Origin of the sequence: Phaeodactylibacter sp. (genome assembly GCF_022763345.1) — a bacterium.
Classification (GTDB): Bacteria; Bacteroidota; Bacteroidia; order Chitinophagales; family Saprospiraceae; genus Phaeodactylibacter.
This window is the reverse complement of the sequence record NZ_JALEGS010000111.1, coordinates 73,807-87,615: the sequence shown is the minus strand read 5'-3', so window position 1 is coordinate 87,615 and position 13,809 is coordinate 73,807. Positions and strand designations below refer to the sequence as shown.

At 54.3% G+C, this 13,809-nt stretch carries 6 protein-coding genes; 1 reads left to right on the top strand and 5 read right to left on the bottom strand.

From position 1 onward, the window contains the following. Positions 1-2 precede the first annotated feature (2 nt). Entirely contained in the window at positions 3-2,120 is a 2,118-nt protein-coding gene (locus MRY86_RS26480; protein WP_293565260.1) for a c-type cytochrome domain-containing protein, read from the top strand. A gap of 2 nt (positions 2,121-2,122) precedes the next feature. Here MRY86_RS26480 and MRY86_RS26475 read toward each other — a convergent pair whose 3' ends face one another. The 5 genes from MRY86_RS26475 to MRY86_RS26455 all read right to left on the bottom strand — a co-directional run bounded on the left by MRY86_RS26475 (position 2,123) and on the right by MRY86_RS26455 (position 13,785). Further along, on the bottom strand, positions 2,123-2,755 hold the full coding sequence (locus MRY86_RS26475; protein ID WP_293565258.1) for a Uma2 family endonuclease: 633 nt from the start codon (positions 2,753-2,755) through the stop codon (positions 2,123-2,125). 60 nt (positions 2,756-2,815) lie between these two features. After that, positions 2,816-8,797, bottom strand: a complete 5,982-nt coding sequence (locus MRY86_RS26470) for an MG2 domain-containing protein (RefSeq protein ID WP_293572079.1) — start codon at positions 8,795-8,797, stop codon at positions 2,816-2,818. Between the two features lie 277 nt (positions 8,798-9,074). After that, complete coding sequence (locus tag MRY86_RS26465; RefSeq protein WP_293568168.1) at positions 9,075-10,166, bottom strand: septal ring lytic transglycosylase RlpA family protein; 1,092 nt, start codon at positions 10,164-10,166, stop codon at positions 9,075-9,077. A 110-nt stretch (positions 10,167-10,276) separates the two neighbouring features. Beyond that, positions 10,277-13,150 carry a glycosyl hydrolase gene (locus MRY86_RS26460; RefSeq protein ID WP_293568166.1) on the bottom strand — a complete coding sequence of 958 codons (2,874 nt, stop codon included), beginning with the start codon at positions 13,148-13,150 and terminating at the stop codon, positions 10,277-10,279. 110 nt (positions 13,151-13,260) lie between these two features. Continuing rightward, positions 13,261-13,785: a DUF4252 domain-containing protein gene (locus MRY86_RS26455; RefSeq protein ID WP_293568164.1), complete on the bottom strand. Its 525-nt coding sequence runs from the start codon at positions 13,783-13,785 to the stop codon at positions 13,261-13,263. Positions 13,786-13,809: the final 24 nt, after the last annotated feature.

Sequence of the window (13,809 nt, the reverse complement as noted above, 5' to 3'; positions counted from 1 at the left end):
TCATGGACGTTCTTTCCATCAATTTAGCCCGTTTGCACCCCCTGATTGTTCACCTGCCTATCGGCTTCTTGTTGCTGGGAATGCTGATGGAGGGGCTGCAACGAAGGCAGAAACACAATAACTACCAACCGGCCATTGGGCTTTCCCTGCTGCTGGGCACGCTGGCTTCCATAGTGGCAGCGGCTACCGGCTGGTGGCTGGCGGAGGAAGGCGGCTATGAGGAAAACCTCCTGCAGTACCATCGTTGGCTGGGGATTGCGACTACAATCAGTGCCCTGCTGCTTTACCTCGGGCATCTGGAATATACCCGATTGCTGACCAAACTGTACCCTTACCTGCTGTGGGTCTGTGGTGTTGCTTTGTTCGCCGCCGGGCACTTTGGCGGAGCAATGACCCACGGCACCGATTATCTTTTCGAAAAACCGGCAGCGCCCCAAACGGTGGAAAATATCGAAGAAGCGGTGGTCTACGACCTCATCATACAACCCATCATGGACCAAAAGTGCACCGGCTGCCACAAGCCTTCCAAATCAAAGGGCGGGCTGATCCTCACCGATCAGGCGGGGCTAATGGCAGGAGGCGATAGCGGGCCGCTGTTCAATACGGCAGTGCCGGCTCAGAGCCTGTTGCTGGAGCGGGTGCATTTGCCGATGGAAGTGGAGGAGCACATGCCTCCGGAGGGCAAACCTCAATTGTCAGCGGGCGAAATCCAATTGCTGGAATGGTGGATGGGCAATGGTGCCTGTTTCGACTGCAAGGTGGAAGATATGGAGGACAGAGCCGCGGTAGCCACTCTTCTGGAAGCCTATCAGGCCCCGGCAGATCACTGGGCGAAGCTGGACCTGCCGCCTATGCCGCTTGAAACGGTCCAACAACTGAAAGCACAGGGCCTGCGCGTGGCAGTAGCTGCGGAAGAAAGCCCCTTTTTGCTGGTGGATATGGCGCGGGATACGGCGATCAGTACCCGTAGTTTTGCTCCCCTTCGCAAGTATACCGACCGGGTTATTGAACTTCACTGCGGGCACAGTAACTTTTCGGATGAGCTGTCGGGCCAGCTTGCGGATTTTACCAACCTGAAAAAGCTCCAACTGCAAGGCACCCGGATTACGGATGCTGGGCTGGGTTTTCTGGCTGAACTGCCTCACTTGCAGGTGCTCAACCTGTACGGGACGGCCGTGACTGATGCAGGGCTTAAGGCGATCGGGCAATTGCCGGAGCTGAAGCAAGTCTACCTGTGGCAAACGGCGGTTTCTGATGCCGGGCTGACCAAATGGAAAGAGGCGAACCCGCAGGTGGCGGTACAACAGGAAGCGGACCGGGAAGTCTTCGGAACGGCTGCGCTCAACCCACCGTTGTTGGAGGCGGCTTCCACGCTATTCCATGACTCTATCGTTGTGCGGGCTATTTCCAATTTTAAAGGCGTAGAGGTCCGCTACACCATTGACGGAACGCCTCCGGGGCAGGATTCTCCCCTTTTCCCGGATTCTCTTATCCTGCGAAAGACGGCAGAGGTGCAGGCCTTTGCCGTAAAGTCAGGCTGGAATGACAGCGAGGTGTCCTCCGCCCGATTTGTGAAAGCCGGGCTACGGGCGAAAGCCGGGCGCCTGCTCAATCCACCTTCCGGAAAATTCCAGGCACAGGGCGGAGCTTCTCTGGTCGACTTGCAAAAAGGCACAGCAGTCTTTACGGCCGGCAACTGGTTGGGGTACGAAGGAGAGCACATGGGCGCGGTAATGGAATTGCCGGAGCTTACTGCCGTTAATGAAGTCACCATTAGTGCCTTGTCCAGGCCGGCCAGCTGGATTTTCTTCCCGAAAAGCGCCGTCGTCTCCGTCTCTGCGGATGGGCAGCAGTTCCGGGAGGTAGGCAGGGCAGACTGGCCAACGATTGATAAGGAAGTGGTTGAAACGGAGCTGAAATACTTCCCGATCGCATTTGATCCGGTGGAGGCCCGCTATGTGAAGGTGGAAGTCCGCAGCCCCTTGCGCAACCCAGACTGGCACCCTAATCCGGGCGGCAAAAGCTGGATATTCCTGGATGAAATTTTATTGTCCGGGCCTGAGGAAGCTTTTGACCACGGAGGGATTAGCGCTTCCAACAATCTCAAAACCACGAAGTAAAATTATTTTCTGCCAAAAACTTCCGCAACCGGTATCTCCAGTTCCTTCAGGATCTTCGAAGTGAGTTGGCTACCGGGTGCGAAAGGGCGTGACCCCGCGTATCGGCCACTGCTGTCCGGCCGGTAAACGGTAATCGTTTGCTCGAAAGGGTGGACAATCCAATATTCCGGGACGCCAGCGGATTCGTAAATGGTAAATTTCTCTTCGGTATCCTCCTTGTTATTGCCCCGGGAGAGGATTTCAATAATCAGGTCCGGAGCGCCCAGGCAGCCCCGGTCATCAATTTTTGAGGGGTCGCACACCACCAGGATATCCGGTTGGACCACGGTTTCTATCTCTTCATCTGACAGGGCGGTGGCGCTTTTTCTTCTCCGGCTGGACAGGGGCGTATCAGATGGGATGATGAGCCGGACATCATAGGGCGCATGCCGGACTTCACATTCCTTTTGCCGCAAGTGATACCAAATTGTGCCATGAAGAAAACTGCTGATCCGCTGATGTTCATCGCTGGGGGCGGGCGCCATTTTGCGTACATACCCCCTTAATAGCTCCACCCGCTCCCTGAGGTTCCAAGTCAGGTAGTCCGCGTAAGAATACTTTTTGTGCAAATCCAGTTGGTCCAATGAGGTAATCATAGGCGTGGGTTATGCTGTTCGCAAGATATTACGATCCTGTTTCATTAGCAATACGCAAATCTACTCCACCTTCAATCGCACCCCGGCTGAATGGCTGCTGAATTCCGGTGCGTACATACACTGCAGGCGCGCCATGCCGTTGGTGAAATCCCCGCGGTGGCTGACCCGCAGCGGGTATTCCAGCGTATAGGTTCCTTTAGGCAGGTACGAAATAAAGAAGTCCGTAGAGGCATCCCGGGTACTTTGGTAATAGCCGAGTCCTCCCTGCCACTGATACCGGCTCAGTACATTGACCGGCTCCAGGCCGCTTGCCCGCATGTCCTGCAGGTGGACGTACTCCATCGCCCGGTCCACCTTGATATCGATGCGTACCACAAGCTTATCGCCGGGTTGCAGCGCCATTTTGGGCGTGACCGGTACCAGAATGGGGCCGGTGTCGCTTAGCTCTTCCCGGTATAGCGTACGGTTCATCACCAGCGGCGTGGACTTGAAGGTCTCCACTTTGTCCAGGTCTTCAAAGTACTGCCAGTAGGCGGCACCCCAGGCAATGCCGGGGTTCGGGTTGTCCACCTTGATTTGACGGAAGCCCGGCTGAACGGCTTTGCCATCCCATTGGGTTTTGAAATAACCAGTGCCTGCCTCAGCATTTTTTTGCGCTTCTGTGAGTTTTGCCTGGTAGACATCTTTATCCAGCTTCGGGAAGGAGACCTGCACGGGCTCATCGTAAGCCAGCCAGTTTTCACCAAAGCGGAGCATAGCGTAGACCGCACTTGCCGTGGCCTTGGTGGTTTCCCAGTGGTTGGTCTGTTTGTTTTTCAGCAGCCACACTTTGAGTTGCTCCACCGCTTCTTCGTCCTTAGCAACCGTAGCGAAGGCCTCGATAAGCATAGCATGGGTTTCAATTGGCAGCTGATACCAATAGAAGCCATAATCGTACTTCCAGTACATGCCCATTTCCTCGTTGTACAGGGCACGCTCGCGCAGGGACTTCATGACTTTGGTGGCTTGTTCCGGCAAATCCTGCTTTTGGAAAACTACCGCCAACATAGCTTGCTCGTACAGGTTGCGCTCCAACCACTTATCCTCAGCCATTTTCAGGTAGAAGTTGAATGCCTCCTTCGCAGTCCCGGAAAGTTCCTGATCAGCGGTAAGAGATCGGGTGTAGAGGTAGTGAATGGCAATGTTTGGCAGCATACTATCCTTTCTGGCCATAGCCTTGGTGTAGTAATCTGCCACTTCTTCATCGACAAAGGCGAGGCCGCGCTCCATGATGTTCCGGGCGTTGCGGTCATTCGCAATGTCTTCTACGCCAAGCAGCTGCAGCCGTGCCAAGCCTTCCACCAGGTACTGCGTGATGTACCAGCTTTCGCGCCCGCCGGGGAACCAGGAGAACCCACCGTTCGCAGATTGGCGCTCTTTGAGTTTATTCAGGGCCTCCGCTTTTTCGTACCCCATACGGTTGAGGTCGAACAGCAGGCCGATGCGTTTGCGCTGTGCGGTTTCGCTTTGGGCATTGCGTACCCAGGGCGTCTGCTCCAGAATGATGTTTTTCAGGTCCTGGTTTTGCTCCAGTTCGCTTAGCAGGGCATCCGTTGAGCGCCACTGCTCGAACACGCGCTGTACCTGCGGGTACTGATTCGCCACGGACGAGGCCAGGCTGTTGGCGTAGTAGCGGCTGAAAATCTGCTCGGTGCATTCGTGGGGGTACTCCATGAGATAGGGGAGTGCCTTCACCGCGTACCATGCCGGGTTGGAGGTGAACTCCAGGGTGAACTGATGCTGCTGTAGTGTTTTGGACTGCTGTGCCTTTTTCATGGCGCTAAAGTCGAAGGTCTTGCTTGCTGCCCCACTGATCGGCAGCGGCATCGTTTCCGTGACGAGGGTCCGGTTGGTCAGCACAGGCAGGGCGCTTTCCTCTCCGTCGGCATAGCTGCCGGCTTCTGCTATGACCCGGTGGACGATCGCGCCGGTGAAATCTTCCGGCACTTCAAGCATCCAGGAAAGCCCCTGTGACTGCCCGGCTTCGGCCGTGAAGGGCTGTTCCTGATCGGCATTCCCAAACAAAGCATCAATGGGCTCCATGCTGACGGCATCAAACAATTGAAGGCGTGCGGTGCCCTGCAATGGTCCTTCCGACAGGTTGCTCACCTTAGCGGTAAAGGCAATGCGGTCGCCCTGACGCACAAAACGGGGCGCGTTGGGCTGTACCATCAGCTGCTTCTGCGTGACCACCTCCTGCTCCGAAAGAGCATACTGCAAGGAGGTCGTATGGGCAAAGGCCAGGAATTTCCAGCGCGTAAGGGCTTCGTTCATTTTGAACTGCAGGATGACATTGCCCGCCTCATCGGTACGCAGTTGCGGAAAGAAAAAGACCGTTTCCTTCAGGTTGCGGCGGATGGTTGGCTCGGGTTTAGGGGCTTCCGGTTCGGCATTAGCCATCGTATCGGCTTCCGGAGGAGGGGGAGCAGCCATCCCGGCGCGTGGGGCTGCTTCCTCTCTTTGAGTTGATTTAGCAGCATAGGACATCAGGGCATCAGCCTCTGCGCTGGCGGCATCATCAAAAGTTCGCGATTCGGCCATTACAGGTACATTCCCCCGGGCAAAGCCATACCAACGGTTCCAATTGTGCCAGTCGAGTTCCCGGTACTGCCGGGGATCAGTGCTAAAGTAAGCCCCTCTGTTGTAGAAAAAGGAACGGCCATAGTCGGCTGAAAAGCCCTGCTGTGCCCAATTCGAACGGCTGTAAGCACTTGGGAAAGGGCTGAAATGCCAGTTGTGCATGCGGTAAGCATCCAGCGAAGCATCATACATGCCCGCCACCAGTTCCGCCGCTACTGCCTCCTTCTCCGGGCCACTGATTTTGAGCTCCCAGGTTTCTTCCGCTCCGGGCAATAGCTTATCCCGGAAGGTCTGATAGGTGATTTTTAGTTCCTTGTTGCTCCAGGGCACCATGATTTGCTGCTGAAACTTGAAGAAGCGGTTGTACTGCATCCCCTGAATGTGGAGGAATAAATTGCCCCGGTCTTTTTCCTCAATTTTCTGGCTGATCCGCTGCCAGCGTGCGGCTTTCAGCCATTCCTGCCGGATCATTCCACTGCGGTCTTCCACTTCGATCAGGTAGGGGATTTCCGCTGTGGCGCTGCCCAGGAGGTGCTGATAGGTTTCACCGGGTTGGAAGGGGCCTTCTTTGGCGGGTCTTTCCCAGGCTACGGCACCATCGGGCAGGCGTTGTTTTTTGCTGTCAAACAGCGCAAAATACTTGATGGACTCTACCATTTCGCCGCTTTCGTCCCGCAGGCGCAAGGTGGCGCGGTAGTGGCCGGTTTTCCAGCCGGAAAAATTAAGGAAGAGGGTGTCTTGGCCATTGACTTCTACCGATTCTTCGAAAACGGTACCCGTAGTTTTCCAGTTGCGCCGCTCCTGCTCGTCGGCATAAGGCAGGTGAGGGAACCGCTGTATAAATTCGGCTTCCTCCAGCAGGTAGTAGTCCGGGCGCTCCCAGTAGCGCTCGACCAATGCGCGTGGCGGTGGGGCCAGAGCGGTTATGGTAAGTTCGCCACCGGCAGCAGTAGGGTTGCCATCGAGGTTTTGGGCATAGAGCTGTATGGCCATCATTGGATCAACTAGGTCTGCCTGAGCCGGGAGGTCCATTTCAGCCTTGAGCTGCAGGTAGCCCAGGCGTACGGAGCGGGTAGCGGATCGGGTCTCACCATTGGCATCGGTAACATCCACCGTTACGGTATAGGTGTATTCCGGGCGGTTGTCCGGGCTGATAGTGGGGTCAGGCACTGCAGGGAATTCGATGGAAAAGCTGCCGTCCAGAGCTGTTTGTGCAACGCCATTGGCGATTTCCATACTACTGCTGCTTGGCATACGGTACCACCAGGAAGACCATGGGAAACGGGCACTGCGCTCCACCCGGTAGCTAACCTTTGCCCCATCGATTACATTGCCGGCATAGGCTTTAGCCAGACCAGAAACCGTTACGGTGTCGCCCAGTTCCGGCTGGCCATCCAGCGGTTGGAGCTCCACTTCAAATTTGGGGCGTTTGTATTCTTCTACTGAGAAAAAATGCGTGCTTCCTCCCAAGTTGGACTGTATGGACATTTGCCCCAGCAGGCCACCCTGCGGTGCCGTGAAGTTGCCCTGTACAGTACCAAATTCGTTGGTTTGCAATTCCAGGGTTTCTACTTCCTGCCGGTTGGCATCCCGGAACGTCAGCGTGATGGACTGATTGGGCAGGATAGCCGGGAGGTCATTCGCGTCTTTGGTTAAAGCAAGCGCTTTGAAGTAAATGGTTTGCCCGGGCCGGTAAATGGACCGGTCCAGGAAAAAATGAGTGGTTTCTGTCCGGATATCTCTGTCGTAAGACTGGTAATTAGAGAAGCCCCGGCCCAGGAACTGGACATCTGCACCTCGCGTAAGTTGTACGACAAAGGCTTGTCGGTTGTCACCGGGAAGGGAAGCCATGCCCATGGCGTTGGTTTGGGCCTTGCTGTGCGGGACAAGCTCCTGTTGGTTTTTCCGGCGATTATACCGGGTGGTGAAGAACTCTAGTTCCACGCCAGCCAGGGGCTGCCCGTTCTCCCGGTGGGCGATCAGGATTTGGTTGTCGGTACGTTGATAGAATGCGCCCAGTTCGGAAATGCTGAAAAATGCTGCACCAACTTCAGCAGCCTCATCAAAATCTTCATTGGCGGCATAGAGGAGGGCGTAACTGCCGAACCCCTGCCCGTCAAGTGCAAATTCGGTTCGGTGCTGCTGCAGGTCGCCTTCGTCCGGCAGCTTGAAGTGCCCCTTAAGCCGGGGCGCTTTGTTTTTCAGGATTTCGAGCGTTTCTTCCCCCCGGTTGCGCTCAAGTTGGAAGGCATCTTCCGGGGCAAGGGGGATGAGCCGATAGTATAGGGCATCCGTATTCCGGTAGGCGATGGAGAAGAGCATCGACTGATTAGGAAGGTAAACTTCTTCAGCCTGTAGGGTAAGTTGTTGGTCCAGAAGCTTGGCCTGTAGGTTTTTAATGGGTTGAGCCCAATAATGGTCTGGGTAGGCATTGAGCGCCTGAGTTGTTAAATCCAGAGCCTCCTTTGCTTTCCAGCGGTGCGTGGTATCGCCAAAGGGTTGGTAACTTTGCCCAAGCTGCTGATAATGCTGCGCTAAAGCATACCAGGCCTGCATAACTTCAGGCGTGCCCTGATATTGCTCGATGGTGCGTTGCAGGGCCTGGGTGTACAGCGATTCTTTCTCAGCATTGACCAGCTTTTGGTAAGCAAACTGCAGGCGTTTGAGGTCCAGGTCGAGCAAAGCAGCAGCATTGTCATTTTCCAGCCGCACACGCAGTAAGTCTTGCAGGAGGTGGAGTACCTGAATGGTGTACGCTGCTGAGTCTTGTACACTGAAGCTGGTTTCGACAAAAGTTTGGGCAGGAGCGAGAGCTGCTTCCTCCTGGAGTACGTACTTGTACACCGGTTCGTTGAGGTATGACTGGTCGTTGGAGAAGTAGTCGATAGCCCGGTGCATGAGGAAGTCGTAAAGCGTGGGGCGCAGCCCTTCGGTAGCCGGGCTGCTGGGGGTTGTGATGGGCGCCCATTCCTCAATGGGGCTGTTGAGGAGGCTCTGGTCCTGTACAGACAAAAGGTAATGCTTTGCCGTTTCATCCAACAGGTCGCGGGTAGTCCAGAGGCTGATCTCCTCGGGGCGCTCTCCGGCCACGGCCGTCCGCTGACTAATCTGCCAGCGGTTTTCCTCCAGGTAGCGGTGATACAGGCCCGCCAATAAGGTATGGAGCACTGGCTTTACAGGAAAAGAAGCCGAATCGGCTTCCGATTGCACACGGCGGATCGCTTCCGATAAGCCTTCTTCCTCGATTTGGCTTTGGAACTTATTGAGGTAGATGATGGTTTTGACCCATTCGGCTGGTTCACCATCCGCTTTAGCTTGCTGGTAGAGTGCTTCGGTGGCTTCGAGTGCCGAGCGCGGCAGGCCATTCTGCTCCAGCGAGTCAATTTTGGCCCAGGCATCGGCGTATGGGCTGTTATCGTTCATAATTGGTTTTGGTGCTTGGGAAAATAAAGGGACGGAGCAAAGCAGTGCGGCGAAAAGCCCCGAAATGATGCGGTTTAACATAGAATTTGTCTTTTGGGAAGGCGGGGTGCTGAATGATACCGCCCGTTACCTTACTAATACGCAGTAAGGCAGGGTCGAATTACATAAATGTAGGGAAAATATGGCGAATAGTCTGTGGAAAAGGTAGGGAAGGGGAGGCGTAAATGTAAATAACTGGAGCAGTGCAAATCTTTATACTGCTCCAGTTATTTAGGCCTTACCGGATCATCGTGACCAATCCGTCAATCATAAAGGACCGGCGCAGGTCGTCCAGGTAATTCTGGGCAGCTGCCTTTTGGGGAAATGGTGCTATGACTACTTTCTGGAGCCCGTTGGAATTCATGATGAAGATATTGCTTAATCCCTTGGCCTGTAATTCTTCTACCTGGCGGGCAGCATTTTCTGCATTTCGATAGGAACCGACCTGTACTGCGTAGCCTTGTGTGCCGCGCGGCAGCGTAGGAGCTGTAGCAGTTGAGCTGGCATTAGAGGGATTTTGTGCTGCACCAGGCGCCCGGCTGGCGAGGGAGCCACCGACCTGCCCATAGGACTGGGGTTGATTATTGGCGTAGCCTCCTTTGGCGGTCAGATTGGTATTGTTGCTGTAAGGCTCGGTATAGGTCCTGCCGGATTGAACCGGCTGGTTGTAGGAAGTTGTGCTGTTGTTGCTGTAAGCCCGCCCAACTGGTGGCGCTGAATTGTAGGCAGAATAGCGGTTTGAGCCGCCCTTTGCCGTATAGTCGGCAGTGTTAGTGCTTCGGCTGGAGTAGCTGCTCTGGGTAACTGCAGCCGGGTATTGTGGTTCGTAGGAAGACGAGCTGTAAGAAGGGGCGCGGTTGCTTTGGCTACTGTAGCTGTCGTAGGATTGAGGAACGGACCGGGAAGTGGTTTGAGCAGTCAGCTGCCCACCTCTCGGGTTTTGATCAGACTGGCCGACTGGCTCTATCCGGACCTGAGCTTTACCGTCTCTGAGTAGCCCGATATCCATCGCCGCTGCTTTGGAAAGATCAATCATCAGACCTTCGACGAATGGGCCACGGTCATTGACCCGTACTACGGTAGACAGGCCGTTATCCAGACGGGTAACTTTTAATAAAGTGCCTTTCGGATAAGTTTTGTGGGCAGCCGTGTATTCTTCCCGCCGGTACACCTCGCCCATAGCGGTAATACGGCCGTGGAGATAGTCGGCATAATAGACCGCTGTACCGGTCTCACTGTTATTGGTGGAAGAAGCGTAACGGCTGCTGTATTGCTGTGCCGATAAGCCTGTCGTCAGTAAGAACAGGCCAAAAATCATGTAGAAGCGCATATGCGTTTTGTTTAGTGGACTTTGTTTTTAACAAACAAGAAGTTGGTTAAGATCATATTAACATTCAAAATCGGCAATAAATTGTTGAGGGTCAAGTTTTTTTATACGTTTTATTCTAATTTTAGCGTTTCCTGAACGGTCACTTCCCCGTATTGAATCTCCACGCTGTATTTCCCCTTGTACAAATAGGCACTACCATTGTCCATAACTTTAATTCGGACCGGCTTCTCGTCCGGTTCTCTGTCTTTATTTAGAATTTTATTGTACTCATCCAGAACTTCCTTCCTAATCGTAAGGTCATATGAAAAGTAGTTTAGCCCCTTTGAAAGTTGGACCTCAAAGTTCTGCAGCTCCAGGCTGTCCTGGGTAGAGACCGTTACGGAAGCCTTACCGGGCTTATTGGCATACACCGGAATTTGCGCTTTGGGTATGGTTTGCTCCCAAACCGATTTTTTGCCCCAATTGGAGCGGTACCGGATGGGGTCAGGCGGGAAGGCGTGCAGTGCATTTGCCATCAGGCTGCTGTCCAGTTGCTGCAGCTCTTTGATGCGCCCCACGTAAATGGACCGGCCGTGGGTGCCCACCACCAATTCCTTAGCCGTATTTTGAATGGCCAGGTCATGGACGGCTACGGCAGGTAAATTGTTGTCGAGCAACATAAAGTGCTTGCCTTTGTCCAGGGAAATATACAAGCCGTGATCTGTGCCCACGTAGAGCAGTTCGGGGTGCTCCGGGTCTTCCCGGATGACATTGACGGGCTCAGCGGGGAGGTCCTGCCCAATGCGCTGCCAGGTGCTTCCATAGTCTTCAGAGACGTACAGGTAAGGCGTGAAATCATCCCAACGGTAGCCATTCAGTGCCACATACACCCGGCTTTTCTGATGGGCGGAAGCTTGCACCCGGCTCACCCACAAATCTCCGGGCAGGTTACTGGTGATGTTGGACCAGCTAAAGCCTCCGTCCCGGCTCAGGTGCACCAGCCCGTCATCAGAGCCGGTGTACAACAGCCCGAATTGCAGGGGCGATTCATGAATGCTGCTGAGGGTTCCATAGGGCACATCGCCGGTAACTCCGCCCTGTGTGAGGTCTCCGGAAATTTCTTCAAAATGCTCACCCTGGTCCATAGAGCGCAGCATTTTATGAGCGCCCATGTACAGAATGTCGGGATTGTGGATGGACAAGTGGATAGGCGCCTGCCAGTTCCAGCGGTAGGGGCGCTCTCCCAGGTCGGGCTTAGGCGTAATGTAGGTGGTTTTTTCTGTGGAAGTGTTGATGCGGAAGTAGTTGCCAAACTGGAACCCGGTGTACACGGTTTGGTTGTCTCTTGGGTCAATGGCGACCTGCATGCCATCCCCGCCCATGATTTCTTTATAGGGGTACTGACCGGTAGCGTGCCAGCGATCGCTTGCTTCATAAGTGCTGGGGCCCATCCATACGCCATTGTCCTGCAGCCCTCCGTAAATGCGGTAGGGCTCGGCATGGTCAACGGCAACCGTATAAAATTGCCCGACAGCCGGGCTGTTACATTTGGCCCAATGCGCGCCGTTGTCGTAGGAAATATTGATGCCACCATCGTTGCCCAGAATAAGGTGCTCCGGCCGGTTGGGATTAATCCAAAGGCCATGGTGATCGGCATGCACGTTGTCTTGCATGATGTTGGTCCAGGTCTTACCGCCATCATCGGAGCGCAGTACGGGTACGCCCATCACGAAAATCTGAGCGGGGTCCTGTGGGGCCACCCGGATTTGCCCAAAATAATAACCGTAGGAATTGTAGACCTGATCGATATAGTCATCGTGGGTCTTCTTCCAGGTCCGCCCGCCATTATCGGAGCGGTAGACTTCCAGGCCGATGACTGGAGTATCAAAGAGCAGGGAGTTGGCGTCTTCCACGTAGGCGACCAGGTCTTGTGGAGTGATTTCATCCGTTTTGACCATTTCCAGTACCGTCTCCAAATCGTATTTTTTAGGGAAACCATTGCTGCGCAGGTACGCTTTGATTTGATAGGGTGGCAGTTCGAGGAAAGTTTCTTTGGACATTTTGCGCAGCTCAGCCTTAGTCAGTTCATCTTCTTTTTCCTTTGCGGGGCGGCGGCCGTAGTTGTCGATAGCGGCGTAGAGTATGGTGTTGCCATCTGCTTGTACGATATCAAGACCGATTCGCCCTGCACCTTCGCCGGTTGGGAATCCGCTGTTGATGTTCGTCAGGCGGGCCCAGGTATTGCCTCCGTCCGTACTTTTGTAAATGGCAGATTCCGCACCGGACTCCACGAAGTTCCAGGCGCGCCGTTCCCGTTGCCAGGTGGCGGCGTACAGCACGTCAGGGTTGCCCGGCTCCATGATGAGGTCAACCACACCGGTTTCCGGTCCGGCGTAGAGGGTGCGGTCCCAGGATTTGCCACCATCGGTGGTTTTATAAAGACCCCGTTCGGGATTGGAAGAATAGAGATGTCCAAGGGCGGCCACCCAGGCGGTATTCGGGTCATTGGGGTGCAGGAGGATGCGGCCAATGTGGTGAGTCTCCGGCAGGCCGAGGTGTGTCCAGGATTTGCCCTCATCGGTACTTTTGTAAATGCCGGTGCCTGCATAGGAAGAGCGGCTGGCATTGACTTCTCCCGTGCCTACCCAGATGGTGCCGTTGTTCCAGTCCACTGCGATATCGCCAATGGTCATAACCACTTCTTTGTCGAACAAAGGGGTAAAAGAAAGACCGTTGTTTTCCGTTTTCCAGAGCCCACCGGAGGCATAAGCGACGTAAAAATGGGTGGGGTCTTCTTCCCAAACGTCAATATCGGCCACGCGCCCGCTCATCACAGTTGGGCCGACGTTGCGAAACTCAATGGCGTTGGCGATGGAAGCTTCCCGGAGTGCCTGCCGTTGGGTATAACTTTGGATACGGGATTGGGCAGGAGTGGCGGGGACGGGATTTTGCGCAAACACCACATTTAGAGCAAAAAGGCAAAGGGTGAAAAGAGTAAACCGCATGTTTTAGGCGAAAGATAAATAAAATCTCTGCATTCAGGCGCAAATCAAAATACCCCGGACAACTAAGGTTGCCCGGGGTAAGTGTCAGGTGAATGATCTACAAGAACGGATTACACACGTGGAATATCCTCTTTTTTATCCGGCAGGTTTTCAAAGTGCTCCATGCCTTCAATGTCCAGGTGCAGGTCATTGAGGTCACTGAATTTCAGCAGGCCTTCCAGACTGAGCAAAATGAAGTTGTCCTGGCCATGAACGGTCAACAGGACGTTGGTGACCTTTTTGTTTTCCTCCCGGATATAAAGCCCCACATCTTCATGGCCTTCGCGTACCCGGAAGAGCTCTTCGAAGCCGTTTTGGCGCATATTCTTCAGCAGCTTTTGGTACTCCTTCGGGGTGACGAGGTTGCCATCGTCCATCGTCAGGATGCGCAGCTGGGTGATTTTATCAATGATTTTGTCTGCACCTTCTGCTTCCTCTGCATTGATTTTCAGCTTGAGGAGCCAGCCCTGTATGTCGATATGGCTGACCTGATCCTGGTCTTTGTACTGATCATAAAACTCAGAGATGAAATGAGTTTGGCTTATGCCAAATACCGGGATGAGGGCCAACAGGCACAATAGAATGAAATCTCGCATGGTATAGAGTGGTTTCGGGTGATT